This is a genomic window from Nocardioides sp. Root190, assembly GCF_001428565.1.
Taxonomy (GTDB): Bacteria; Actinomycetota; Actinomycetes; order Propionibacteriales; family Nocardioidaceae; genus Nocardioides.
Window position 1 is genome coordinate 140,910 of record NZ_LMIA01000014.1, and the last position, 25,389, is coordinate 166,298.

At 70.5% G+C, this 25,389-nt stretch carries 23 protein-coding genes and 1 tRNA gene; 14 read left to right on the top strand and 10 right to left on the bottom strand.

Features of this window, described 5'->3' with window-relative positions; all coding sequences use genetic code 11:
- Nucleotides 1-30 precede the first annotated feature (30 nt).
- Together ASE01_RS23430 and ASE01_RS23435 are read left to right on the top strand one after the other, a co-directional pair.
- Complete coding sequence (locus ASE01_RS23430) at nt 31-1,005, top strand: zinc-binding dehydrogenase (protein ID WP_056758660.1); 975 nt, start codon at nt 31-33, stop codon at nt 1,003-1,005.
- Nucleotides 1,006-1,248: 243 nt separating this feature from the next.
- Nucleotides 1,249-2,775, top strand: a complete 1,527-nt coding sequence (locus tag ASE01_RS23435) for an MDR family MFS transporter (protein WP_082606353.1) — start codon at nt 1,249-1,251, stop codon at nt 2,773-2,775.
- 81 nt (nt 2,776-2,856) lie between these two features.
- Here ASE01_RS23435 and ASE01_RS23440 read toward each other — a convergent pair whose 3' ends face one another.
- The gene (locus tag ASE01_RS23440; protein ID WP_235536182.1) at nt 2,857-3,972 is read right to left on the bottom strand and encodes an alpha/beta hydrolase; all 1,116 of its coding nucleotides are present in this window, start codon (nt 3,970-3,972) and stop codon (nt 2,857-2,859) included.
- A gap of 93 nt (nt 3,973-4,065) precedes the next feature.
- Nucleotides 4,066-4,686 (bottom strand): TetR family transcriptional regulator, encoded by a 621-nt coding sequence (locus ASE01_RS23445; RefSeq protein WP_056758663.1) that lies wholly within the window; start codon nt 4,684-4,686, stop codon nt 4,066-4,068.
- 127 nt (nt 4,687-4,813) lie between these two features.
- On the opposite strand from ASE01_RS23445, the gene ASE01_RS23450 reads away from it, so the two are divergent.
- From ASE01_RS23450 to ASE01_RS25370, 3 genes are read left to right on the top strand one after another with little or no spacing between them, the layout of a single operon-like run.
- Nucleotides 4,814-5,989, top strand: a complete 1,176-nt coding sequence (locus ASE01_RS23450) for a ferredoxin reductase (protein WP_082606354.1) — start codon at nt 4,814-4,816, stop codon at nt 5,987-5,989.
- A gap of 11 nt (nt 5,990-6,000) precedes the next feature.
- Nucleotides 6,001-7,182 carry a fatty acid desaturase family protein gene (locus tag ASE01_RS23455; protein ID WP_082606355.1) on the top strand — a complete coding sequence of 394 codons (1,182 nt, stop codon included), beginning with the start codon at nt 6,001-6,003 and terminating at the stop codon, nt 7,180-7,182.
- A 24-nt stretch (nt 7,183-7,206) separates the two neighbouring features.
- The gene (locus ASE01_RS25370) at nt 7,207-7,500 is read left to right on the top strand and encodes a hypothetical protein (protein ID WP_056758665.1); all 294 of its coding nucleotides are present in this window, start codon (nt 7,207-7,209) and stop codon (nt 7,498-7,500) included.
- Nucleotides 7,501-7,503: 3 nt separating this feature from the next.
- Here the strand turns inward: ASE01_RS25370 and ptsP are convergent, their stop codons facing one another.
- Nucleotides 7,504-9,180 carry a phosphoenolpyruvate--protein phosphotransferase gene (ptsP, locus tag ASE01_RS23465; RefSeq protein ID WP_056758669.1) on the bottom strand — a complete coding sequence of 559 codons (1,677 nt, stop codon included), beginning with the start codon at nt 9,178-9,180 and terminating at the stop codon, nt 7,504-7,506.
- A gap of 85 nt (nt 9,181-9,265) precedes the next feature.
- Here ptsP and ASE01_RS23470 point away from each other — a divergent pair, with 85 nt between their 5' ends.
- The 4 genes from ASE01_RS23470 to ASE01_RS23485 are packed head-to-tail and all read left to right on the top strand — an operon-like array spanning nt 9,266 to nt 13,366.
- Nucleotides 9,266-10,033 carry a DeoR/GlpR family DNA-binding transcription regulator gene (locus ASE01_RS23470; protein ID WP_056758671.1) on the top strand — a complete coding sequence of 256 codons (768 nt, stop codon included), beginning with the start codon at nt 9,266-9,268 and terminating at the stop codon, nt 10,031-10,033.
- The gene (locus ASE01_RS23475) at nt 10,030-11,019 is read left to right on the top strand and encodes a 1-phosphofructokinase family hexose kinase (RefSeq protein WP_056758675.1); all 990 of its coding nucleotides are present in this window, start codon (nt 10,030-10,032) and stop codon (nt 11,017-11,019) included. The genes ASE01_RS23470 and ASE01_RS23475 overlap by 4 nt, the downstream gene beginning before the upstream one ends.
- Complete coding sequence (locus tag ASE01_RS23480) at nt 11,007-13,070, top strand: fructose-specific PTS transporter subunit EIIC (RefSeq protein ID WP_056758678.1); 2,064 nt, start codon at nt 11,007-11,009, stop codon at nt 13,068-13,070. The genes ASE01_RS23475 and ASE01_RS23480 overlap by 13 nt, the downstream gene beginning before the upstream one ends.
- A 35-nt stretch (nt 13,071-13,105) precedes the next feature.
- Nucleotides 13,106-13,366 (top strand): HPr family phosphocarrier protein, encoded by a 261-nt coding sequence (locus ASE01_RS23485; RefSeq protein ID WP_056758681.1) that lies wholly within the window; start codon nt 13,106-13,108, stop codon nt 13,364-13,366.
- An 88-nt stretch (nt 13,367-13,454) separates the two neighbouring features.
- On the opposite strand, the gene ASE01_RS23490 is transcribed toward ASE01_RS23485, so the two are convergent.
- The 4 genes from ASE01_RS23490 to ASE01_RS23500 form a co-directional block, all read right to left on the bottom strand.
- On the bottom strand, nt 13,455-14,060 hold the full coding sequence (locus ASE01_RS23490) for an acetoacetate decarboxylase family protein (RefSeq protein ID WP_056758684.1): 606 nt from the start codon (nt 14,058-14,060) through the stop codon (nt 13,455-13,457).
- Nucleotides 14,057-14,746, bottom strand: a complete 690-nt coding sequence (locus tag ASE01_RS23495; protein ID WP_056758687.1) for a hypothetical protein — start codon at nt 14,744-14,746, stop codon at nt 14,057-14,059. The genes ASE01_RS23490 and ASE01_RS23495 overlap by 4 nt, the downstream gene beginning before the upstream one ends.
- A gap of 99 nt (nt 14,747-14,845) precedes the next feature.
- Entirely contained in the window at nt 14,846-15,022 is a 177-nt protein-coding gene (locus tag ASE01_RS25095) for a DUF6104 family protein (protein WP_157537789.1), read from the bottom strand.
- 1 nt (nt 15,023) lies between these two features.
- A complete protein-coding gene (locus ASE01_RS23500; RefSeq protein WP_056758690.1) occupies nt 15,024-18,785 on the bottom strand; it encodes a multifunctional oxoglutarate decarboxylase/oxoglutarate dehydrogenase thiamine pyrophosphate-binding subunit/dihydrolipoyllysine-residue succinyltransferase subunit in 3,762 nt (1,253 codons plus the stop codon).
- 240 nt (nt 18,786-19,025) lie between these two features.
- On the opposite strand from ASE01_RS23500, the gene ASE01_RS25375 reads away from it, so the two are divergent.
- Both ASE01_RS25375 and ASE01_RS23510 read left to right on the top strand, forming a co-directional pair.
- Nucleotides 19,026-19,580 (top strand): hypothetical protein, encoded by a 555-nt coding sequence (locus ASE01_RS25375; RefSeq protein ID WP_056758694.1) that lies wholly within the window; start codon nt 19,026-19,028, stop codon nt 19,578-19,580.
- Between the two features lies 1 nt (nt 19,581).
- Nucleotides 19,582-20,481 (top strand): LCP family protein, encoded by a 900-nt coding sequence (locus ASE01_RS23510; protein ID WP_056758698.1) that lies wholly within the window; start codon nt 19,582-19,584, stop codon nt 20,479-20,481.
- Here the strand turns inward: ASE01_RS23510 and rnhA are convergent.
- The gene (rnhA, locus tag ASE01_RS24875) at nt 20,468-20,971 is read right to left on the bottom strand and encodes a ribonuclease HI (RefSeq protein WP_056758701.1); all 504 of its coding nucleotides are present in this window, start codon (nt 20,969-20,971) and stop codon (nt 20,468-20,470) included. The two genes, ASE01_RS23510 and rnhA, sit on opposite strands and share 14 nt — an antisense overlap.
- Before the next feature lie 72 nt (nt 20,972-21,043).
- Here rnhA and ASE01_RS24880 point away from each other — a divergent pair, with 72 nt between their 5' ends.
- Complete coding sequence (locus ASE01_RS24880) at nt 21,044-21,523, top strand: hypothetical protein (protein WP_056758704.1); 480 nt, start codon at nt 21,044-21,046, stop codon at nt 21,521-21,523.
- A gap of 44 nt (nt 21,524-21,567) precedes the next feature.
- Here the strand turns inward: ASE01_RS24880 and ASE01_RS23525 are convergent.
- Nucleotides 21,568-21,640: transfer RNA gene (locus ASE01_RS23525), tRNA-Arg, on the bottom strand.
- A 92-nt stretch (nt 21,641-21,732) separates the two neighbouring features.
- Here ASE01_RS23525 and argS point away from each other — a divergent pair.
- Together argS and lysA are read left to right on the top strand one after the other, a co-directional pair.
- Nucleotides 21,733-23,418, top strand: a complete 1,686-nt coding sequence (gene argS, locus ASE01_RS23530; RefSeq protein ID WP_056758707.1) for an arginine--tRNA ligase — start codon at nt 21,733-21,735, stop codon at nt 23,416-23,418.
- Nucleotides 23,415-24,803 (top strand): diaminopimelate decarboxylase, encoded by a 1,389-nt coding sequence (gene lysA, locus ASE01_RS23535; protein ID WP_056758710.1) that lies wholly within the window; start codon nt 23,415-23,417, stop codon nt 24,801-24,803. Before argS ends, lysA begins: the two co-directional genes overlap by 4 nt.
- A gap of 124 nt (nt 24,804-24,927) precedes the next feature.
- Here the strand turns inward: lysA and soxR are convergent, their stop codons facing one another.
- Nucleotides 24,928-25,383, bottom strand: a complete 456-nt coding sequence (gene soxR, locus ASE01_RS23540; protein WP_056758714.1) for a redox-sensitive transcriptional activator SoxR — start codon at nt 25,381-25,383, stop codon at nt 24,928-24,930.
- Nucleotides 25,384-25,389: the final 6 nt, after the last annotated feature.

Here is a 25,389-nt window from a genome sequence, read left to right on the forward strand (position 1 = left end):
CCCTCCATGGCGCATCGCTAGGTTGGGTCCGTGTTCGCCGTCTATGCAGACTCCTTCGCCAGCTCCGCCTCCGACCCGCTGACCGGCCTCGTGCTCGGTGAGCGGCCCGACCCGGTCGCCCCTGAGGGCTGGACCACGGTCACCGTGAAGGCGGCCGCCCTCAACCACCACGACCTCTGGTCGCTGCGTGGCGTGGGGCTGAAGGAAGAGGCGCTGCCGATGATCCTCGGCTGCGACGCCGCGGGGTACGACGAGGACGGCAACCAGGTCGTCGTCCACGCCGTCGTGTCCGACCCGGCGTGGCAGGGCGACGAGACGCTGGACCCGCGGCGCTCGCTGCTGTCGGAGCGGTACCAGGGCACCCTCGCGGACAAGGTGATCGTTCCGAAGGGCAACGTGGTCCCCAAGCCCGCCTCGATGTCCTTCGAGGAGGCGGCCTGCCTGCCGACGGCCTGGCTGACGGCGTACCGGATGCTCTACACGCAGGGCGCCCTCAAGGCCGGCGACACGGTGCTGGTGCAGGGCGCCGGTGGTGGTGTCGCGACCGCACTCATCGCGCTCGCCCGCGCCGGTGGTCTGCGGGTCCTCGCGACCAGTCGTGACGAGGCCAAGCGGGCCAAGGCCCTCGAGCTCGGCGCGCACGAGGTGTTCGAGTCCGGTGCCCGCCTCCCCGGCAAGGTCGACGCCGTCATGGAGACCGTCGGCAAGGCGACCTGGTCGCACTCGGTCCGTGCCCTGCGACCGGGCGGCAAGCTCGTCGTCTCCGGCACCACCTCGGGCCCCGACCTCGACGACGCCGAGCTGACCCGGATCTTCTTCCTCCAGCTCAGCGTCATCGGTTCGACGATGGGCAACCGCAGCGAGCTGGCCAGCCTGGTCACCCTGCTCGACAGCACCGGTGTGCGCCCCGTCATCGACCGGGTGCTGCCGATGACCGAGGCGCGCGACGGGTTCGCCGCGATGGCATCGGGCGACGTCTTCGGAAAGATCGTCTTCACGCGCTGAGCGGGGGCGCCGGGGGGCGTCTCGGTGACGGTTCGGCAAAAATAATGGTTCGCGGGAATGCGCGGCCGTGGTGGACGATTGAGCCCTGAGAGTGCTGCGGGCCTCAACGATGAGTTTTCCCGTCGTGCGTTGTCGAAATGGTGTCGGCTCGTTCGTGGAACTGGTGAAGCGAGGGCCGCCCGATTCGTCCGGCACCCCTGGTCGGCCACCGCTGGACCATGCCACCAACTGACAGGAACCGTCATGACTGCGCCCACCGGGCCCACCGAGACCGGCGAGATCGCCGAGTTCGAGCAGGAGTTCAGCAGCGCCCAGGCGACGCCGGGCCGCACCCCGCTCGTCATCAAGCTCCTCGTGGCCGCGACCTTCGTCGTGATCCTCAACGAGACGACACTGGTCAACGCCGTCCCGACGTTGATGACCGACTTCTCCATCAGCGAGACCACCGCCCAGTGGTCGCTCACGGTCTTCATGCTCACGATGGCGGCCGTCATCCCGGTCACCGGCTGGTTCCTGCAGCGGGTGCCCACGCGTACGGCGTACGCGACGGCCATGATCACGTTCAGCGTCGGGACGCTCGTCGCGGCAGTGGCGCCGAGCTTCGGAGCGCTGCTCGTCGGCCGGGTGATCCAGGCGGGCGGCACGGCCGTCATGATGCCGCTGCTGATGACCACCCTGATGACCGTGGTGGCCGCCGAGGACCGTGGCCGCGTGATGGGACAGGTCACCCTGGCGATGTCCTGCGCCCCGGCGCTCGGCCCCACGGTCTCCGGTGTGTTGCTGCACTTCGGTCCGTGGCGCCTGATCTTCGCGGTGATGCTCCCGATCGCGATGCTGGTCGGCTTCTTCGGTTTCCGCAATCTCGAGAACGTCGGTGAGTCGACTCGTACGCCGGTCAGCTGGCTGAGCGTCGTGCTCGCAGCCGTCGGCTTCAGCAGCTTCGTCTACGGGCTCAGCCTGGTGGGCGGCGACGGCCTCGACCTGGCCGTGGGTGCCCTGTCCGTGAGCCTCGGTGCGACGGCGGCGCCCATCGCCTTCATCGGCGCCGGTGTGCTGCTGGTCGCCGGTTTCGCGGCCTACCAGATCGTGCTCCAGCGCTCCGAGCGGCCGTTGCTGGACCTGCGTACGCTGCGCCACCGCAACTTCGCCGTGTCACTGGTGCTGATGTCGGCGGGCTTCATGGCCTTCCTCGGCTCGATGATCCTGCTGCCGCTCTACCTGCAGAACCTGCGGGGGCTCTCTGAGCTCGAGACCGGTCTGCTCGTCATGCCGGGTGGCCTGGCGATGGGTCTGCTCGGCCCGCAGGTCGGCAAGATCTACGACCGGATCGGCTCGCGGCCCTTGGTCATCCCGGGCTCGATCGCGATGGTCGCGCTGCTGTTCGGCCTGAGCCGGATCGGCGTCGAAACGCCGTACGCGCTGATCCTCGCCCTGCACGTGGCGCTGATGGCGAGCCTGGCGATGATCTTCACGCCGGTCTTCACCATCGGTCTGGGCGACCTCGCCCCGCACCTGTACTCCCACGGCAGCTCGCTGCTCGGCACGCTCCAGCAGGTCGCCGGTGCCGTCGGTACTGCGCTCCTGGTCGTGATCATGACGAACCGGACCGAGGACCTCGCCACGTCCGGCGCCAGTGACGCCGATGCGTTCATGGGTGGCCTGCAGTGGGCCTTCACCGCCGGTGCTGTGATCGGTGTCGTGGTGGTCGCGATGGCGCTGTTGCTGCCGTCGAAGGTCGAGGCTCCTGAAGGGGCTGTGGTCGGGCACTGAGCTCGGGTGCAGGAATCCCCGCCGAGGCGGGGATTCCTGCACTTACTGACGGTTGCAACCGTCAGGAAGCGCCAGCAACCGTCAAGAAGTGATGCCGATGGCGGTGAGGGTCGCCGACGACAGGAACTCGTCCATCAGCGGCCAGCTCTGCGCCGCAGCGCGGGGGCCGGCGACCAGGCCGAGGTGGCTCAGCCCGTCGGCAGCCGCATAGCGCGCGCCGGGGACGACGTCGGCGCCGGCGCGCACGGCCGGACCGTCGGCGATGTTGTCGGTCTCGCTGCCGATGAACAGCACCCGGGTGCGTACGTCGGCCAGGCGCACCTCGCGACCGCGCCCGAGCCGGACCGTGCCCGCGGCCAGCTCGTTGCGGGCCATCAGGCGGGTGTGGATCTGGTGGTAGGCGCGCCCGGGGTAGCCCGGCATCTCGGCGATGAAGCCGTCGATGGCGGTCGTGCGGGCGAGCGCCTCGGTGTCGAGGATGTTGCGCGCCAGGTGGAGCGCCTTGGTGAGCTCCCGCTTCGGTGCCATGGCGCGGTAGCTCGCGCGCACGAGGTGGCGGGGCACGCCTCCGAGCGCGGCGGTGGGCACGGTGACCGCGCGTGAACCGAGGAGGCGGTCGGCCGCGATGAGCGGTTGCACGGCTGGGATCAGCGAGTAGTCGATCGGCGTCCCGAAGGCCGTGAGGGAGGCGATCGGCAGGTCGGGGTGCGCCGCCGCGGTCAGCAGGCTGATCGTGCCGCCGAGCGACCAGCCGACGAGGTCGACGCCGTCGACAGGAAGGCCTGCCTCCGCGTGGTCGGCCAGGACGGCGTGGATGGCCGTGGGCAGGATGTCGTCGATCCAGGTCTCGAAGCCCATCGCACGGTCGGCGAAGGTGATCTGCCCGTAGTCGAGGTGGTACGTCGACCTGCCGGACTCGAGCAGGTGGGCGGCCAGGCTCTGGCCGGGGCGCAGGTCGAAGCAACGGGCGGACACGGCGAGGGGCGGCACGAGGAGCACCGGTCGCTCGGCGGTGGCCGGCGTGGTCCGGTCGAAGCGGGACAGGCACCGGTGGGGCGCGTCGCTGAGGACCGTGGCCGGCAGGCCGTCGTACTGCTCGACGCCGGCGCCGAGGGGCGAGATCGCCCAGGCGTTGCGGGCGGCGGTCGACACGGTGGTCGACAGGGCGGTGGTCAGGGGCGGAGCTTCGTTCTGCACCGCGCCATGCTGACTGCTCGTCCGGGCCGCGTCCACCAAACGTGACGAGGCCGACGTGGTGTCAGGGATCGACACCTGTGGGTGGAACGGGCCTCAGGAGGAGCGCCAGTTCATCGCACCGATCACCATCATCCGCAGGTGCGCACGGGCCATGTCCGCGATCTGCTGCTCGGCGGCCGGGTCCTCGGCGGCGGCGATGAGTCGCTCGGCCGTGGTCACCATCGCGCCGACGATCAGCGAGGAGAGGATCTGCAGGTCCTGCTCGGACCAGCGATCGGTGCCGGGCAGGTGGGCCAGGTCGATCGACAGCTCGTGCTCCGCCAGGCCGATGCCGTGGGCGATCGCTGCCCGGACCTGCGGCGGGCCGGCGAAGCGTTCGCGGGCGATGAACCCGAAGTGCGGGTGGTGGCGGCCGACCTGCTCGACCAGGACAGCGACGGAGCCGTCGATGATCGATCGGAAGTCGACGCCGGCGGGCTTGCGGAGCTCGCGCAGCAGGGCGCGCAGGGAGTCGAGGGACTCCTCGACCAGGGCGAGCCCGAGGTCCTCGATCGAGGGGAAGTGCCGGTAGAAGGCGGTGGGCACGATGCCGACCTCCTTCGCGACCTGGCGCAGGGACAGCGCCACGAGTGCGGAGTCCTCGGAGAGCGCGAGCGCTGCGTCGAGGATGGCGCGACGGGTTCGCTCCTTCTGCTCGAGGCGGGCGCCGGTCATACCCGCATCCTACCTTCGGTGAACATGTGTGCACTGTCACGGTGCGTGGTCGTTGACCGCGGCGGGGGCGGGAGGAGAGAGTTTGGGTGTACAGACGTACACCCAAACTTCCACCGAAGGAGGCGCGATGTCCGCGCTCATCTCCGAACCGGCGGCCCGCACCACCCGCCCGGTCGGCGGCGGCCCCGTGGGCCTGCTGCTGCGCTCACGTCTCGTGACCGCGCTCGCCAGCCCGCACGGCGTCGACAGCTACCTCGAACGCTTCAACCCGATGTGGGCAGCGCACGACGTCCGCGCGAAGATCGTCTCGATCGAGCGTGAGACCGACGGCGCCGCGCCCGTCGCGACGATCACCCTCCAGCCGACCTCGACCTGGCGCGGTCACCGCGCCGGCCAGCACGTCCTGGTCGGTGTCGAGATCCCCGGCATCTCCAAGAGGTTCACCCGCGCGTTCTCCATCTCCTCGGCCGCCTCGGGTCGGGGGGAGCAGATCACGCTCACCATCCGGGCCCACGACGAGGGCCAGGTCTCGGCGTACCTCGTCCGCGAGGCCCAGCCGGGCCAGATCCTGCACCTCAGCCAGGCGCAGGGCGAGTTCACCCTCGTCGAGAGCCCGGCCACCCCGACGATCAGCCGCCTGGTCTTCATCACCGGTGGTTCGGGGATCACGCCGGCCATGTCGATGATCCGCACGCTCCTGCGTGACGGCTACGAGCGCAACGGCGTGGCCCACGCGGGCCGCAAGGTGACCTTCCTCCACTTCGCGCGCAGCCCCGAGGACCAGATCTTCGCAACGGAGCTGGCCGCGATCGCGGAGGCCGACAACGGCATCGACGTGCACCTGCGCCACGGTGACCAGGTCTTCAGCGAGTTCGAGCTGCGTCGTCTGGTCCCGGACTTCAAGGACACCGACAGCTGGCTGTGCGGCCCTCCGGGGCTGGTGGAGCTCGTGAAGGCTGCGTACGACGGTGACGGCGAGGCGAACCCCCGCCTGCAGATGGAGTTCTTCAAGCCGTCCGTGGCTCGCGCGGCCCAGCCGGGCGAGGAGGTCGAGGGCGACATCGCCTTCACCCGCTCCGGCAAGACCGTTGCGGCCTCGGGCGCGAGCCTGCTCGAGCAGGCCGAGGAGCTCGGCCTGAAGCCGGAGTTCGGCTGCCGGATGGGCATCTGCTTCTCCTGCACGCGCACCAAGACCGCCGGCACCGTCCGGAACATCCTGACCGGCGAGGAGTCCGCACTGCCGGACGAGGAGGTCCGCATCTGCGTGACCGCCGCCGCCGGTGACTGCCACATCGACCTGTGAGAGGACCGACCATGACTGCCACGACTGCGAAGACCGCCACGAACGCGACCCCTGCCAACGCCGACGAGAAGCTCAGTCAGGAGAAGTATCACGGCCTGACGCACGCCGAGATCGACCAGCTCGGTGCCGAGCTCGACGCGCTGCGCCTCAAGGTGATCGCCGACCTGGGCGAGCCCGACGCGGAGTACCTCCGCAAGGTCGTCAAGGCCCAGCGCAGCTTCGAGATCGCCGGCCGCGCGATGTTCTACTTCCCGCCCGCCTGGCCGCTGGCCGTGGCCTCCCTGAGCGTGTCGAAGATCCTCGACAACATGGAGATCGGCCACAACGTGATGCACGGCCAGTACGACTGGATGGGTGACCCGTCGTTCAACTCCCGCCAGTTCGACTGGGACACGATGGCACCGGCCGAGAACTGGAAGTACGGCCACAACTACATGCACCACACCTACACCAACATCGTCGGCAAGGACCGCGACGTGGGCTACGGCATCCTCCGGATGGACGAGGACCAGAAGTGGCACCCGTACTACCTCGGCAACCCGCTGTGGGCCTTCCTGCTGATGACCTTCTTCGAGTGGGGTGTCGCCCTGCACGACCTGGAGACCGAAGAGGTCTTCGCCGGTCGCCGCAAGATGTTCGGTGGCGAGAACGCCCCGGTGTGGCGCCGGATCCGCAAGAAGATGGGCAAGCAGGTCCTCAAGGACTACGTGCTGTTCCCGGCGCTGACCGGCCCGTTCTTCCTGAGCACCCTCGCGGGCAACGCCACCGCCAACATCATCCGCAACATCTGGACCTTCAACATCATCTTCTGCGGCCACTTCCCGGCCGGTGTCGCCACCTTCACCGAGGAGGAGACCGAGAACGAGACCCGCGGCCAGTGGTACCTGCGCCAGATGCTCGGCTCGGCCAACATCACCGGCAGCAAGCTGATGCACGTCATGAGCGGCAACCTGTCGCACCAGATCGAGCACCACCTGTTCCCGGACATCCCGGCGCGCCGCTACCCGGAGATGGCCGTCGAGGTCCAGGAGATCTGCGAGCGGTTCGGCCTGCCCTACAACAAGGGCCCGCTGCACACGCAGCTCTTCAGCGTGTTCCGCAAGATCGTCCGCCTCTCGTTCCCCGGCGGTACGTCGAAGGAGGCTCCGGTCACCGGCCCGAAGGCCGTGACCGAGGACTCGTTGGCAGCGTGACCCGACCTCGGGGAGACTGGCGCCATGAGTGGACCTGACCACCTGAGCAAGGGCGAGATCGCCAAGGACGCCATCCAGGCGGGCGCCGAGGCGGCTGCCACGGCGGTCGGCGAGGTCGCCACCATCCTGACCAAGGCCGTCGGCGACGTCGCCGCGGCCGTGGGTGGCTTCGCGACCGAGGTCTTCGAGATCCGTGACTCGTCGCGCCGCGCGCTCGCCGAGCACGTCGCGCCGGCAGGGGCGAGCGAGCTGGAGCTCGACGTCGACCTGGATGCGGAGCCGACCGCGGAGCAGGGGGACGGGCCCGACCGGGCCTGATCCTCAGCCGACGGCAACGACCATGAGCGCGGCCTCGCGCGCTGCGGAGGGATTCGCAGCCGCGAGAGCCGCGTTCGCCATTTCCCGGCACTGCTCCAGGCTCACTCCTGCGAGCCTCGCGCCCACCGGACGGACTGCTGCCGCGGCCATGGACAGGGACGTGATGCCGAGCCCGACCAGCACGCACGCGAGCAGCGGATCGGCAGCGGCCTCCCCGCACACCCCGACCGGCTTGCCGGCACGCTGACCGGCGGCAGCGGTCAACGCGACCAGCTGCAGCACGGCGGGCTGCCACGGGTCCGTGAGGTGCGCGAGGTCGCTGGCCATGCGGTCGGCCGCCATCGTGTACTGCGTGAGGTCGTTGGTGCCGATGGACAGGAAGTCGACCTCGGCGAGCATCCGGTCGGCCAGGAGCGCCGCGCTGGGCACCTCCACCATGACGCCGGCGACCAGGCCGCGGGAGCGTACGGCGGCGGCGAAGTCGCGTGCCTCGTCGACCGTGGCGACCATCGGTGCCATCACCCAGGTCGAGGTGCCGGTGCGGTTCGCCGCGTCGGCGATCGCGTCGAGCTGCCGGTCGAGCAGGCCGTGGTCGGTGAAGGAGAGGCGCAGCCCGCGCACGCCGAGGGCGGGGTTCTCCTCGTCGGGATGGGTCGCGAACGCGATCGGCTTGTCGGAGCCCGCATCGAGCGTGCGCACCACCACGTGGCGGTCCTCGCCGTGGAACGGAGCCAGCACGCCTGCATAGAGGTCGGCCTGCTCCTCGACGCTCGGCTCGCTCTCGCGGTCCAGGAAGCTGAGCTCGGTGCGGAAGAGTCCGACGCCGCTGACCGGTCCGTCCGCGGCAGCGGTCGCGGAGGCGACGTCCGCGACGTTGGCCAGCAGCTTGACCGGGTGATCGTCGGAGGTACGGCCGGGGCCGCTCCAGCGCGCGAGTGCTGCGCGGTCGGTGACGTCCTGCTGGACCCGGGCGGCGGCCTCTGCGGCGTCGGGATCCAGCTGGACGGCCCCGGTCGCGCCGTCGACGAGCAGCGTCCGGCCCTCGGCCGCGGCCACGATCCCCGTCGCGCCGACGACGCACGGGATGCCCAGCTGGCGGGCGATGATCGCGGTGTGGCTGGTCGGTCCGCCGCGTTCGGTGACCAGCGCGACGACCTGCTGCGGGTCGAGTCCGGCGGTGTCCGCCGGGGCCAGGTCGGTCGCGACCAGGACGACCGGTCCGGTGCCGAGCGAGACGCCCGGCTCGGGCTCGCCGACCAGGCGCGCCATCACCCGGGTGCGGATGTCGCGCAGGTCGGTCACCCGCTCGGCCATCAGTCCGCCCATGCCGGTGAACACGGTCACGAACTGCTCGACGGCGTGGTCCACCGCCGGGAGCAGGGTCTCGCCGGAGCGGAGGTTCTTGCGCACCGCGGAGCGCAGCCCTCGATCGGTCGCGAGTCCCGCGCTCGCGGTGAGGACGCCGGCCGTGGCGCCGTCGGCCGCGGCCGCCTTGGCGCGGAAGCCCTCGGCGACGGTGGCGACCGCTGCGTCGTACGCCGCGAGCGCCTGGTCGTCGTCGGCGTGTCCGCCGTCGCCGTACCTGCTGATCGCTTCGGGGGAGACGTCGGAGACGGTGACCCGGGCCGGCCCGAGGGCCAGGCCGGGGACGACCGGAGTGCCGTGGATCGTGGTGACCATGCTCACACGCTAACCGGCCCGGGCCTTGACAAGCAACACAAACGGGCATAAAACAACATGAACACAGATTCGTGAGGGAGGTCACATGTACGCGGAAGAGCGTCAGCAGGCCATTGGTCGGCAGGTCGCGGCACAGGGCCGCATGTCGGTCGCCGAGATCGCCGAGCGCTTCGACGTGACCACCGAGACGGTACGCCGTGACCTCACTGCTCTGGAACGCCTGGGCCTGCTGCGGCGGGTCCACGGTGGTGCGGTGCCGGCCTCCGCGCTCTCCACCCTGGAGCCGGGGCTGCTGGAGCGCGACGCGGCCAACACCGAGGCCAAGTCCCGCATCGCCCGGGCGGCGCTCGACCAGCTGCCGCCCCCGGGGGCGTCCGTGCTCCTCGACGCGGGCAGCACGACCGGCCTCCTGGCCGACGTGCTGCCCGGGTCGCACCGCCTGGTCGTGTTCACCCACAGCGTCTCCATCGCGGCCCGGTTGGCCGGCAACGCCGGCATCGAGCTGCACCTGCTGCCCGGACGGGTCCGGCCGCACACCCACGCGGCCGTCGGCGCCGCCACCGTCGCCGCTGTCGGCACGCTGCGCGTGGACCTGGCCTTCGTGGGCGCCAACGGACTCAGTGCCGGCCACGGCCTCTCGACCCCGGACAGCGAGGAGGCCGCGACCAAGCGGTCCTTCGTGCTCGCCGCGGAACGCGTCGTCGCCCTGGTCGACTCCTCCAAGGTGGGCGTCGAGAGCGCCGTGCGCTTCGCGGGTCTCGACGAGGTGGACGCCCTGGTCACCGATGACGCGATCAGCGCGTCCGACCGCTCGACCTTCGTCAGGGCGGGCATGGAGGTGGTGTCGGCATGATCCTCACCGTCACGCCCAACCCCAGCATCGACCGCACCGTCGTCCTGCCCGAGGCCCTGCAGCGGGGCGAGGTCCAGCGCATCGCGGACGTGCTCGACCAGCCCGGGGGAAAGGGTGTCAACATCTCCCGCGCCTGCGTCGTCGCCGGCATCGCCACCTGCGCCGTGCTCCCCGCAGCCTCCGACGACCCCTTCCTGCGTGAGCTCGACGACCTCGGGGTGCCCCACGACGCCGTACCCCCAGCCGGTCCGATGCGTGTCAACCTGACCCTGACCGAGCCCGACGGCACCACCACCAAGCTCAACGCGCCCGGAGCCACCGTCGCTGCCGCCGACCTCGACCAGCTCGCCCAGCGCGTGCTCGCCCGCGCCGACGACGGCTGGGTGGTGCTCGCGGGTTCGCTCCCACCCGGTGCGCCCGTCGACTGGTACGCCGACCTGGCTGCGCTGCTGCGTGCCGCCGGCCGACGGGTCGCGGTCGACACGAGCGATGCCGCCCTCGCGGCCGTGGTGCGTGCCCTCGAGCCCGGCCGCGCCCCGTCCCTGCTCAAGCCGAACGCCGAGGAGCTCGCCTCCGTCGTCGGCGCGGACGTCGCCGACCTCGAGCGCGATCCCGGGCAGGTCGTCGCGGCTGCGCGCAGCCTGGTCGACCGGGGTGTCGGTGCGGTGCTGGCGACCCTCGGCGGAGCCGGAGCGGTCCTCGTCGACGCCACCGGTGCATGGCACGCCACCGCGCCGCCGACCCGGGTCGTGAGCACCGTCGGTGCCGGCGACAGCAGCCTCTTCGGCTACCTCGCCGCCGATCTCCGGGGCGAGCCTGCGTCCGCACGGCTGGCCTGCGCGGTCGCCCACGGCAGTGCCGCTGCCGGTCTCCCGGGCACCACGGTGCCCGGTCCGCACGACGTACGGATCCACGACGTACGGGTCCGCACCCTCGACTCCACGAGCCCCGCCACCCACGAAGGAGATCCCTCATGGCAGAGCTGATGACCACCACCCTGGTCAGCCTCGACGACCACCTCGGCACCGACAAGGACGCCGTCATCGCGGCCCTCGCCGATCGCGTCACCGCGGCCGGTCGGGCCACCGACGTCGACCAGCTCCGGGCGGACCTCTCCGCCCGGGAGGCGAAGTCGTCGACGGGGATGAAGAACGGCATCGCCATCCCGCACTGCCGTTCGGTCGCCGTCACCGAGCCGACCCTGGCCTTCGCCCGGCTCGCGCCGGGTGTCGACTTCGGGGCGAAGGACGGGGCGGCCGACCTGGTCTTCCTGATCGCCGCCCCCGAGGGCGGTGGCAACGCCCACCTCCAGATCCTCGCGAAGCTCGCGCGCTCCCTGGTCAAGGCCGAGTTCACCGACGCGCTGCGCTCGGCGAGCACCCCCGAGGAGGTCGTCGCCATCGTGCGCGCCGCCGTGACCCCTCCGGCCGACGCAGCGCCGTCGCCGGCCGAGGAGCCGGTGAGCGAGACGCCCGCGGTACGCCGTCGCCTGGTCGCCGTCACGTCCTGCCCGACCGGTATCGCGCACACCTACATGGCCGCGGAGGCCCTCGAGGCTGCGGCAGCGCGGGCCGGCGTGGACATCGCCGTCGAGACCCAGGGCTCTGCCGGGGCCAAGCCGCTCGCGCAGGCCACGATCGATGCCGCCGACGCCGTCGTCTTCGCGACCGACGTGGGTGTGCGGGACAAGCACCGCTTCGCGGGCAAGCCCGTCGTCGCGTCCGGCGTGAAGCGTCCGATCGACGACGGCGACGCCGTCATCGCCGACGCACTGCGCGCGATCACGGACCCGCGCGCCAAGCGGGTCGAGGGCACGGCGGGGGCCGCTGCGGCCGCCGACGACGGGGGAGCGGGGGAGTCCTGGGGGGCCCGCGCCCGCCGGGTGCTGATGACCGGTGTGTCCTACATGATCCCGTTCGTCGCCGCGGGCGGGCTGCTCATCGCACTCGGCTTCCTGCTCGGCGGCTACGACAGCGCCAACGTCGCCGGCGACATCCTCGTCCAGCACAGCCTCTTCGACCCGCCGTCGCCGTCGGCGTACGGCCTGGACCACGTCGCCTTCGGGTCGGGCGTGATGCTCTACCTCGGCGTGCTGCTGTTCGTGATCGGGAAGGCGGCCTTTGCGCTGTTCGTCCCGGCCCTGGCGGGCTACATCGCCTACGCGATCGCCGACCGTCCCGGCCTGGCGCCCGGCTTCATCATGGGAGCGCTGGCCACCAACATCGTCGGCTTCGCCGCCGAGGACGGCACCACCGCACCCCAGACGGGATTCATCGGCGCGATCGTCGGTGGCGTGCTCGCCGGTGTCATCGCCCTGTGGGTCTCGCGTCGCACGGTGCCGACCTGGGCCCGCGGCCTGATGCCCGTGCTCGTCGTCCCGCTCGTCACCAGCATCGTCGCCGGACTCGCCATGCTCCTCCTGCTCGGACGCCCGATCACCTGGCTGATGGAGCGCCTCAACGACGGCCTCGACGGCATGAGCGGGTCCAACGCGGTCATCCTCGGCGTGGTGCTCGGCATGATGATGGCCTTCGACATGGGCGGTCCGCTCAACAAGGTCGCCTACAGCTTCGCGGTCGTGGGCATCGGTGGCGCGAGCCTGGCCAGCGACGCACCGGAGCTGAAGATCATGGCGGCGGTCATGCTCGCCGGGATGGTCCCGCCCCTGGCCATGGCGCTGGCCACGGTCCTCCGGCCGGCACTGTTCACCCCGTCCGAGCGGGAGAACGGCAAGGCCGCCTGGCTGCTCGGCGCCTCCTTCATCTCCGAGGGCGCGATCCCGTTCGCTGCCGCCGACCCGTTGCGGGTCATCCCGTCGGTCGTCCTGGGCAGTGCCGTGACCGGTGGCCTGGCCGAGGCGCTCGACGTCAGCCTGCGCGCGCCGCACGGCGGCATCTTCGTGCTGTTCGCCGTCGACGGTGTGGTGGGCTTCTTCATCGCCCTCGTCGCCGGTGTGGCCGTGGCCGCCGCCACGGTCGTCGCCCTCAAGTCCATGGGGCGTCCGGTGCCGGTCGAGCCCGAGCTCGCCTCCGTCTGATCCCGTCCCTGCAGCTCCATCGAGAGGAACCATCCATGCACACCGTGACCGTCACCGTCGGCTCCGCCGTCGGCCTGCACGCCCGTCCCGCCGCGATCATCTCCGAGGCAGCCGAGGAGCTCGGCTCCGAGGTCCTGATCGCGATCCCCGGCGACGAGGGCGTCGACGCCAGCTCGGCGCTGATGATCATGACGCTGGGCGCCGGGAACGGCGACCGGGTCGAGGTGTCCGGCGAGGTCGAGAGCGACGTGGCGGCGATCGCCGCGCTGGTCGAGCAGGACCTCGACGCCGAGTAGCCGGACCTGCGGTTTGGTCCCAAACCGCATGCTGCGGGGCCGAATTGCTGCGGTTTGGGACCAAACCGCATCAATTCGGAACCAGACGTCAGTCGAACGCCAGCCGGAAGCCCGCCATCCGGAACGACCCGAGCTGCCGGGCCTGGTTCATGAAGCCCAGCGGACCCTCGCTCGCGAAGGACCAACGGGCGCGGCAGGGGAGTGCCTTGGCGTTGCCCTTCATGACCACGTCTGCCGTCTCCGGGTGCTCGGCGATGCCGGGCTGCTCGACGAGGCCGGTGAAGGGCACGCGTACGGCGGCGCGGGACACGTCGGTGAAGTGCGCCTCTGCGATCGGGCGGCGCTCGTAGGTCGCCGTCCAGTCGGTCGAGGTCACCGGACCACGGAAGCTGCTGTCCATGTCGAAGTCGCAGAGCTGCTTCGGGATCGCCCACAGCTCGCGACCGCCGGCCTGCGAGATCTCGGAGTCGACCCAGATGTCGGTGATGGAGACCGCGCCCTTGCCGGCGCGGTTCTTCGTCGTCCGGGCCACCAGGAGCTCGTGGTAGGTCAGCGGGCTCGGGTCGTCGTAGGACACGAGCGCCACGCCGTAGTTGCCGGCCGGGTGCCGCTCGTCGACGTCCTCGCGCAGGCGGAAGACCGAGAGCCAGAGCGACCCGTGCATGTGCCACGGTGCCGGGGGGTAGGACGTCATTCCTGTGCTCCGCTCGTGCCCGTGCCGTCCTCGACGAACAGCTGGGCGGTGTGTTCGATCTCGGCCTCCAAGGCGGCCGGAAGTCCGTCGGTGAGCTCGTCCGCGATCGGGCTGCTCTCGCGCGGCCCGAGGCCGGCCGCAGCACGCTCGATCGCCGCGCCCACGTCGATCAGCGTGGCGGCGCGGACGTAGGGCTGGGTGAGCTCGCGGGCGACGTACTTCGCCACGAACCGGCGCAGCTCGCCCTCGACGTTGGCGGCCTTGCTGGTCAGTGAGGCGCGCAGTCCCTGGGCCTTGAGCCGCACGGTCACCTGGGCGGCCTGCGGCGGCGTCACCTCGAGCTCGATCGCGAGGTCGTCGCGCGCGTGGGCACTGATCACCAGGGGCAGGGTGATGTCGGCGTCGAAGTTCTGCTTGTCCATGCCGAGGTCGATGCTGAATTTCAGCGCGACCGGCAGGTCGACGTGGAACGTGACCGGCTCGCCGCCGACCCGCTGGCCGGTCGCGGTGCCGATCTGACCGGTCGCCCTCACCTTGGCGATGCGACCGGGGCCGACACCGATCGGGCCGACGTCGATCGGCCGCCCGGACAGCACGTTCACGCCCGCCAGCACCCGTTCGGCCGTGACGGCCGAGGCGAAGAACCGCTCGCCCCAGGCTGCGTAGTCGATGTGTCCCTCGCTCACCGGGCAGACACTAGTGGTCAGCGCGTCCGGAGACGCGGAACGGGCCCCGGAGGGGAGTGATCTCCTCCGGGGCCCGTCGCGGTGGTGCTCGAGTGGCGCTCAGTCCTCCGGGTCGTCGAGCCGGGCCAGCCAGGTGGCGAAGCGCTCGATCGGGACCTCGAAGTCCGGGTGGATGTCGACGAACTCGCTCAACCGCTCGCTGAGCCACGCCAGGGTGACCTCGTCGTCACCTCGGCGCTTCTCGAGCTCCTCGATCCCTCGGTCGGTGAAGTACATCTCAGCTGAAGGCCTTGTCGATCAGCACGCGTGCCTCTTCGAGGTGACGCTTGGCCGTGCCGACCGCCGTGGTGGAGGAGGAGGCCCGGGTGATCGGCTCGATCTCGCGTCCCAGCTGCGGGATCACGTTGAGGTGGTACGACGGCCACGGACCCTGGTTGAACGGCTCGTCCTGGACCCACTTGACCTTGGCGCCGGGGTACTTGTCGAGCTCGGCCCGGATCTCCTCGACCGGCCACGGGTAGAGCTGCTCGACCCGGACGATCGCGACGTCGTCGCGGTTCGTCTTCTGACGCTCGACCACGAGGTCCCAGGTGAGACGGCCCGACACCAGCAGGACGGTGCCCACCTCGGACGGGTCCACCTTGTCGTCGCTGATCACGGCACGGAAGGAGCCGGTGGTGAAGTCGTCGGGCTGCGACGCGGCCTCCTTGCGCTTCAGCATCGACTTGGGCGTGAACACGATGAGCGGCTTGTGCTCGCCGCCCAGCGAGTGCTGGCGCAGCAGGTGGAAGTACGACGCGGGGCAGGACGGCTGGGCCACCACCATCGCCTCGTCGGCGCACAGGGTGAGGAAGCGCTCGATGCGCGCGGAGGAGTGGTCGGCCCCCTGGCCCTCGTAGCCGTGCGGCAGCAGCAGCACGACGCCGGAGTCCTGGCCCCACTTGGTCTTGCCCGCGGAGATGTACTCGTCGATGACCGACTGGGCGCCGTTGACGAAGTCGCCGAACTGGGCCTCCCAGAGGACCAGGGCCTCGGGGCGCGCCACCGAGTAGCCGTACTCGAACCCGAGCGCGGCGTACTCCGAGAGCAGGCTGTCGTAGACGTGGAACTTGGCCTGGTCCTCGGTGAGGTTGGCCAGCGGCGTCCACTCGTCGGCGTTGTGACGGTCGATGACCGTCGCGAAGCGCGACACGAACGTGCCGCGTCGCGAGTCCTGGCCGGCCAGGCGCACCGGACGACCCTCCATGAGCAGCGAGCCGAAGGCGAGGATCTCGCCGGTGCCCCAGTCGATCGGGCCGTCGGTGATCGCCGCGGCCCTGCGCTGGAGCTGCGGCATCACCTTCGGGTGGACGGTGAAGCCGTCCGGCGGCGAGACGTAGGCGTCGGAGATCCGCTTGAGGACCTCGCGGCTCACCGCGGTCTCGGTCTCGCCGTCGGGCTTGTCCGGGTAGTCCGGGACGGTGGTCCACTCGTCGGGCTTCGTGTCGGCCTCGCGGACCTCGGTGAAGACCCGCTCCAGCTGGAGCTGGTAGTCGCGCAGGACCTGCTCGGCCTCCTCGATCGTGATGTCGCCACGACCGATGAGGGACTCGGTGTAGAGCTTGCGCACCGAGCGCTTCTGCTCGATCAGGTCGTACATCAGCGGCTGCGTGTACGACGGGTCGTCGCCCTCGTTGTGACCGCGGCGGCGGTAGCAGACGAGGTCGATGACGACGTCGCTCTTGAACGTCTGGCGGTACTCGAAGGCCAGCCGCGCGACGCGGATGCAGGCCTCCGGGTCGTCACCGTTGACGTGGAAGATCGGCGCCTGCACCATCCGGGCGACGTCGGTGCAGTAGAGCGTGGAGCGCGACGAGCCCGGCGAGGTGGTGAAGCCGACCTGGTTGTTGATGACCAGGTGGATCGTGCCGCCCGTGCGGTAGCCGCGCAGCTGCGAGAGGTTGAGCGTCTCGGCCACGACGCCCTGGCCGGCGAAGGCCGCGTCACCGTGGAGGAGGACCGGCAGGACCGGGAACTTCTCTCCCTGGTTGAGCACGTCCTGCTTGGCGCGGGCGATGCCCTCGAGCACCGGGTCGACCGTCTCGAGGTGCGAGGGGTTCGCGGCGACGGAGACCTTGATGGTCTCGCCGGTGCCCGCGATGAAGGCACCCTCGGCGCCGAGGTGGTACTTCACGTCCCCGGAGCCCTGGACCGTGCGCGGGTCGATGTTGCCCTCGAACTCGCGGAAGATCTGGTTGTAGGACTTGCCGACGATGTTGGCCAGGATGTTGAGGCGGCCACGGTGGGCCATGCCGATCGCGACCTCGTCGAGCCCGACCTGGGCGGCGGCCTCCGCGATCTCGTCGACGACGGGGACCGTGGTCTCACCGCCCTCGAGGCTGAAGCGCTTCTGGCCGACGAACTTGGTCTGCAGGAAGGTTTCGAAGGCCTCGGCCTGGTTGAGTTTGAGCAGGATCCGCAGCTGCTCCTCGCGAGGCGGCTTGGTGTGCGGCTGCTCGACGCGCTCCTGGATCCAGCGGCGCTGCTCCGGGTCCATGATGTGCATGTACTCGATGCCGGTGGTGCGGCAGTAGGAGTCACGCAGGATGCCCAGGATGTGGCGCAGCTTCATGAAGCGGCGGTCGCCCCCGCCGAAGGAGCCGGTCGGGAACTCGCGGTCGAGGTCCCACAGCGTCAGGCCGTGCGACTCGATCCGGAGGTCCGGGTGGCTGCGCTGCTTGTACTCCAGCGGGTCGGTGTCGGCCATCAGGTGACCGCGGACCCGGTAGGCGTGGATCAGCTCGAGGATCCGGGCCTGCTTGTCGATCTCGTCGTCGTGCGACGTCGCGACGTCGGAGTTCCAGCGGATCGGCTCGTAGGGGATCCGCAGGGCACGGAAGATCTCGTCGTAGAAACCGTCCTGGCCGAGGATGTACTTGTGCACCTGGCCGAGGAACTCGCCCGACTGGGCACCCTGGATCACGCGGTGGTCGTAGGTCGAGGTCATCGTCATGATGCGCGAGATCGCGTTGCGCGCGATCGTCTCCTCGGACGCGCCCTGGAACTCAGGCGGGTGGTCCATCGAGCCGACACCGATGATCGCGGCCTGGCCCTGCATCAGGCGCGGCACGGAGTTGTTGGTGCCCAGGCCACCCACGTTGGTGAGGCTGACCGTCGTACCGGAGTAGTCCTCCATGGTCAGCTTGTTGTCCTTGGCCTTGCGCACGATCTCCTCGTACGCCGTCCAGAACTGCGCGAAGTCCATCGACTCGCAGGCCTTGATGGACGGCGCGACGAGCTGGCGCGTGCCGTCCTTCTTGACCTGGTCGATCGCCAGGCCGAGGTTGATGTGCGCCGGAGCGACCATCGTCGGCTTGCCGTCGATCTCGTCGAAGGTGTTGTTCATCGCCGGCTGCGCCTTGATCGCCTTGATGATGGCGTAGCCGATGAGGTGGGTGAAGGACACCTTGCCGCCGCGGGCGCGCTTGAGGTGGCTGTTGATGACGATCCGGTTGTCCCAGAGGAGCTTGACCGGGATGTTGCGGACCGAGGTGGCCGTCGGCACGGACAGCGAGAGGTCCATGTTCTTGGCCGTCGCCGCGGGGATGCCGCGGAGGACGGTCAGGGTCGGCTCGTCACTCGCGGTGACCGGTGCCGGGCGCGGAGCGTCCTTGGGCGTCGGCTTGTCCGACTCGGCCGTGGGCGGCGTCGGGGTGGTGGAGGAGGCCGGGCTCACCTGCGGGGCAGGCGTGGCCTTGGGCGTGGGAGTGGCCGTGGCCTGAGCCGCCTGGCTCGCCGGAGCTGCCGGGGCTGCAGCAGGAGCCGGGGTGGCCGCCTTCGTGGCGGCCGGGGCAGCGGCGGCTGCAGGAGCTGCCGGAGCGGCAGCGGCGGTCGTCGTCGAACCGTTCGACCCCGATCCCTTGAAGTACGTCGCCCAGGCGGCGTCGACGCTGGAGGGGTCCGCGTCGAACCGCTCCTTCATCTCCTCCACGAGCCACTCGTTGGCTCCGAACCCGCCTGGCTCGGTTGATCCGTGGGACTTGTCTGACGACTGCGTCACGACGTGCTTCGCCTCTTCCGATGAGCTGTTGCCGCCCCGCCGCCGGTAGCGGGCGGTTGTCGACGGCCAAGGCTAGTCCCATGCCGAAGCAAATACCGCCCCCCGGTCACCCTTTGAGGCAGGGTGTTGCGCAACAGACATCGGAGTGGGTTTGCAGGGCGTGACCGAATGGGGGCGCAGGCGATGCGGAGAGCACCAGTACGACGCGCAGGAAGTGGCCGCGAACGAACCCGTCCGGGCATGTCCGTGACCCTTGCGATCGTGACGATGGCCGCTCTGGGAGGGTGCTCCGACGCCGGCGAGGAGCCGTCGGTCGAACCGACCTCCACCGCCTCCGAAGCGGTCGAGCCGGTCGACACCGACGCCGCCCTCGGCAAGGTCCAGGGCCGCCTCGACACCGCCGCCGCCCAGTCCGTCGTGACAGAAGTCACCGCCGTCGTGGACAGCTGGATCGACGGCGGCCTCGGCGGGGACTACCCGCGCACCGATTTCGGCGACGGGTTCTCAGGTTTCACCGAGGACGCGAGAGCCCTTGCCGAGAAGCGGTCCGCGGTGCTGACCAATGCCGACCTCGGAGCCGACCTCGGAGAGGTCGAGCTCGTCGAGCGGGTGGTCCGCGTCGACGTGGCCGCCCCCAAGGGGCGGCCGGTCGGGGCGACGGCCCGGGTCAGGGTCCGCCTCGTCCTCGACGGCGATCGCACCGACGTCGTCTCCGGGCGACTCCTGCTCACCCCCACCGCCGAGGGCTGGCAGGTCTTCGGCTTCGATCTCGCCCGCGGCCAGGAAGGAGCCTGAGGTGCGCCAGGTGATCCGGACCGCTGTCCTCGCCCTCCTGCTGGGAGTCGTGGCGCTCGTCGTACCCGACAGTGCGCCGGCACCCACCCACTTCACCCTGGTCAAGATCGACAAGGCGGAAGCCGTCGACGTCGACCCGGACGTGATCTGGGTGCTGGCCGCCGGCTCGGACGCCCGCCCGCGCGAGGATCCGCTGCGGACCCGCGCGGACGCGCTGCAGATGGTCGGCATCAGCACCCGGACCGGTGCGGCGACGGCGATCGGCATCCCCAGGGACAGCTGGGTCGAGCTCCCCGGGCTGGGATCGAACCGGGTCAACGCCGCGATGTACTTCGGCGGTCCCCAGCTCCTCGGCAAGGCCGTCGGCAACCTGCTCGGCGTGCAGCCCGACTACGTCGTGGTCGCGACCTTCAGCGGCCTGGCCGACCTGATCCGGAGCATCGGTGGCATCACGGTCACCAATCCACGCGCCTTCTCCGACTCGAGCCTGCACCCGAAGGGGTGGCCCGCCGGGAAGGTGAAGCTCAACGGCATGAAGGCAGTCGAGTTCGCCCGGGTGCGCAAGTCGCTGCCGCGTGGCGACTTCGATCGGTCGGCCAACCAGCAGCGGGTGATCCGCGGCATCCAGCGCCGGGTCGCCGAGCGGGCCGCCGAGCCCGGGTTCATCGAGGGTGGCGTGATCAGCGTGATGAGGCACCTGCACACCCGGGGCGTCTCGCCGGCCGAGCTGTTCCGGGTCGCCCAGGCGATCGCGCAGGTCGACCCGACGAAGGTGACCACGTGCGTCCTGCCCGGCAGGGGAGCGAGCATCAACGGTGCGAGCGTCGTCCTCCCCGACCGGTCGGTGGCGCGGCGCTACGGCAACGACGCCCGCAAGGACGCGACCATCAAGCGCTGCTGATCGACGACCAGCCGTCCCGGGCCTCGCGTGCGCCCTGGCCGGCGAGGGCGTCCGCGCGCTCGTTGCCCGGGTCGCCGGCGTGGCCCTTGACCCAGTGCCAGGTGACGTCGTGCTGCGTTGCCACGGCGTCCAGGCGCCGCCACAGGTCCTCGTTCTTCACCGGCGCCTTCGCGGCCGTCCGCCAGCCGTTGGCCTTCCACTTCGCGACCCACGACATGATCCCGTTGCGGACGTAGCTGCTGTCCGTGTGGAGATCGACGGTGGAGCGCCGGCTGAGCGTCTCCAGCGCCTGGATGGCCGCCATCAGCTCCATCCGGTTGTTGGTCGTGTCGAGCTCGCCGCCGTGCAGGTCCAGTTCGTGCCGGCCGTAGCGCAGGACCGCACCCCATCCGCCCGGCCCCGGATTGCCCAGGCACGAGCCGTCGGTGTGGATCGTGACCGTGGCAGGAGAGCTGGACGAGTCGGGGGAGTCGGGCGCGTCGGGTGGCACGAGGTGAGGGTACGGCGACCCGCTGGCCCGAATCGGTGGCGGGTCGTTGCCCGGCACGGCACGATGGGCCGGGTGACGAAGAAGACCCGCCGGTCCCGGAAGAAGAACCGTTCGCGCTCCTCCGATCGCGCCGGGCGCGCGAAGGTCGTGGAGCGACTCGAGGCCGCCGAGGAGAAGCAGCGCCACGTGCGGCTCGTGCTCCGTCAGGGTGACCCCGTCGCCGGCTTCGTCGTGGGCCTGACCCCCAAGCGCGTCGAGCTGACCGTCCTCGCCGAGCCCGGCCAGGTCGACGGCGTCGTCTCGGTGAAGGTCCGCGACGTGGTGAAGGTCCGCAAGGTCCCCGCCGTCCTCGGCGACTCGCCCGCCCTCGGCCGCCTCACCCACCTCGAGGAGATCGAGGAGCTCGCCCAGGCCGTCGTCGACGAGGCCTTCGAGGAGGGCTGGCCCTACGACCCCCAGGGCATCGAGCAGCTCACCGCCCTCCAGCAGGCCATCCGGGAGCTGGCGTGCGTGGTGCGGCGCGAGGAACCCGTCGGCACTCCAGAGGCCTGACCTCGACCTGGCCCACGAGCCCGAAGGCCTGCAAAAAGACAGAGTGCCTCCGGCAGGATTCGAACCTGCGACACCTGGTACCGGAAACCAGTGCTCTATCCCCTGAGCTACGGAGGCATACCGCCGAGACGAGCTCAGCGGCGCGATGCCGAACACTACCGGGCGATATCGGTGCGAGAGAAACCGGACTCCATCGATACCCTTCGGGAGTGACTCCTGCCCAGCTCTCCACGACCATCGTCGCGGCGCTCACCGCGCTCGTCGACGACGGCGCCCTGACCCTTCCCGACGGCGTCCCGGCGGAGGTCACGGTGGAGCGACCCCGGCAGAAGGGCCATGGCGACTACGCGACCAATGTTGCTCTCCAGCTGGCCAAGAAGGCGGGCACGAACCCGCGTGCGTTCGGTGAGCTCCTCGCCCAGCAGCTCGAGCAGGCCGACGGCATCGCGGGCGTCGAGGTGGCCGGTCCCGGGTTCCTCAACATCTCGGTCGAGGCGGGCGCGCAGGGCAAGGTGGCCGCCGAGGTCGTCGCTGCCGGCGCGTCGTACGGCCACACGGACACGGTCGCGGGCCAGAAGATCAACGTCGAGTTCATCTCGGCCAACCCGACCGGTCCGCTGCACCTGGGCCACACCCGGTGGGCAGTGCTCGGCGACGCGATCGGCCGAGTGCTCAGTGCCGCCGGTGCCGAGGTGACGCGTGAGTTCTACATCAACGACCGCGGCGTGCAGATGAACCACTTCGCCGACTCGATCATCGCCTCGGCCCTCGGGGAGCCGAAGCCCGAGGACGGCTACGCCGGGGAGTACATCGACGAGCTCGCGAAGGCGGTCGAGGCCGCGAGCCCCGGCATCTTCGCGCTGCCGGCGGACGAGCGGCGGGCCGCCGTACGGGCCAAGGGCTACGAGCTCCAGCTCGCCGAGCAGCAGGCCCAGCTCGACGGCTTCAACACCCACTTCGACGTGTGGTTCTCCGAGCTCTCGCTGCACGAGGAGGGTCAGGAGACCGGCGGCGTCCCGAACACCCTCGAGCGGCTCAAGGAGCTCGGCCACGTCTACGAGGAGGGTGGGGCGCTCTGGATGCGCACCACCGACTTCGGCGACGACAAGAACCGGGTGCTCATCAAGTCCGACGGCGAGCTGACCTACTTCGCCTCCGACACGGCCTACTACCTCAACAAGAGGGCGCGGGGCTTCGACCACTGCATCTACCTGCTGGGCGCCGACCACCACGGCTACGTCGGCCGGCTGCGCGCCATGGCTGCGTGCGTCGGCGACGACCCCGACCTCACGCTGAACGTGCTGATCGGGCAGCTGGTCAAGATCCTGCAGGACGGCCAGGAGCTCAAGCTCTCCAAGCGCGCCGGCACCATCGTGACCCTCGACGAGCTGGCCGAGGAGATCGGCGTCGACGCGCTGCGCTACTCGCTCGCTCGCTACCCGGCCGACTCGCCGCTGGTGCTCGACGTCGTCGAGATCACCAAGCAGTCCAACGACAACCCGGTCTACTACGTCCAGTACGCCCACGCCCGGACCTGCCGGATGATGGCGAACGCAGCCGACCTGGGCATGGAGATGCCCGGCGAGGACGTCTTCGAAGCCTCGCTGCTCGACCATGAGCGCGACGGCGACCTGCTGCGGGCGCTGGCGGAGTACCCCCGCGTCGTCGCCAGCGCCGCCGAGCTCCGTGAGCCGCACCGGATCGCGCGCTACCTGGAGGACACCGCCTCGGTGTTCAACAAGTGGTACGACACCAAGGAGTGCCGGATGCTGCCGCAGGGCGACGAGCCCGTCTCGGCGGCCAACCTCGCTCGGCTGCTGCTGGTCAAGGCCACCCGGACCGTGATCGCCAACGGTCTCGACCTGCTCGGCGTGTCCGCACCGGAGCGGATGTGAGCGGCCGGGTACCGCCGGGCGACTACGCCGGGACCTCCCCGCACTGGCTGCGCGAGCCGGGTGACGTCAACGCGCTCGTTCCCGTCCTGTGGTCCTCCTCGGCACGCAAGGACGAGAACGGCGTGCTGCACATCGGCGGCCTGCCGATCCCGGACCTGGTGGCCGACGTCAACACCCCGGCCTACATCCTCGACGAGGACGACTTCCGCCAGCGGGCGCGGGCCTTCCGTGAAGGCTTCGCGGGCTACGACATCTACTACGCCGGCAAGGCGTTCCTCAGCGTCGCCGTCGCCCGGTGGGTGGCGGAGGAGGGTCTGTGCCTCGACGTGTGCAGCAACGGCGAGCTGTCGGTGGCGCTGCGTGCGGGCGTGGACCCGGCCCGCGTCGGCTACCACGGCAACAACAAGACCGCGATGGAGCTCCGCCGCGCCGTCGACGCCGGTGTCGGCCGGATCATCGTCGACTCCTTCCACGAGATCGACCGGGTCGCCGACATCGCCCGTCAGCTCGGTGTGACCCAGGGCGTGATGATCCGGGTGACGGCCGGCGTCGAGGCCCACACCCACGAGTTCATCGCCACGGCGCACGAGGACCAGAAGTTCGGCTTCTCGATCGCCTCGGGCCACGCCTTCGAGGCGGCCGCCCGGGTGCTCGCCCAGGACGGTCTCGAGCTCCGCGGGCTGCACAGCCACATCGGCTCGCAGATCTTCGACACCTCCGGGTGGGAGGTCGCCGGTCGTCGCGTGCTCGCGCTGCACGCCCGCATCGCCGACGAGCTGACCCACGTCATGCCGGAGCTCGACCTCGGTGGCGGGTTCGGCATCGCGTACACGACCCAGGACGACCCGACCGATCCCGCGGTGCTCGCCACCCAGATCACCAAGATCGTGACGGGGGAGTGCGCTGTGCTCGGCATCGACGTCCCGCACCTGTCCATCGAGCCCGGCCGCGCGATCGTCGGGCCCGCGATGTGCACGGTCTACACCGTCGGCACGGTCAAGGAGGTCACCCTCGACGGTGGCGCCGCACGCACCTATGTCTCCGTCGACGGCGGCATGAGCGACAACATCCGCCCTGCGCTGTACGACGCCGACTACTCCTGCACGCTCGCCTCCCGGTCCTCCTCCGCCGAGCCGGTGCTGGCCCGCGTGGTCGGCAAGCACTGCGAGTCGGGCGACATCGTGGTCAAGGACGAGTTCCTGCCGGGCGACGTGGCGCCCGGTGACCTGGTCGCCGTGCCTGCGACGGGTGCCTACGGCCGCTCGATGGCGTCGAACTACAACCACGCCCTGCGGCCGCCCGTCGTGGCGGTCAGGAACGGCGAGGCGCGGGTGATCGTCCGCCGCGAGACCGAGGACGACCTCCTCGCCACCGACCTCGGCTGACCCCGCGTCCCAGGACGCACGCTGGCGGCGTTCTCGTCGCTCGACGACCGCTCCGCTCAAAGGTCGCCTTCGCTCCTCGGCCTTGCCAGCGCACGTCCTGGCACGCGGGGTGGACGTGCTGCGGTCACGCGAGCCGGACAGCTCCCGGGCCGTGCTGGCGCAGTACGTCGCCCGGGTTGGCCAGCGCACACGATCGCATCGACAGACAGCCGCAGCCGATGCAGTCGTCGAGGGTGTCGCGCAGCTTCTCCAGCCGCGCGATCCGGTCGTCGAGGTCGCTGCGCCATGACCGGGACAGTCGCGACCAGTCCGCCTTGGTGGGGGTCCTGCCCTCGGGCAGCGTCGCCAGTGCGTCACGGATCGCGGACAGGGACACCCCGACGCCCTGCGAGACCCGCACGAAGGCGATCCGGCGCAGCACGTCGCGGTGGTAGCGACGCTGGTTGCCGACGGTGCGAATGCTGGTGATCAGTCCTTCGCGCTCGTAGAAGTGGAGTGCGGACACCGCCACCCCGGCCCGGTGCGCGACCTCCCCGGGCGTCAGGTCGTGGGAGCGGATCTCCCGGTTCTGGTCAGTCATTGACCT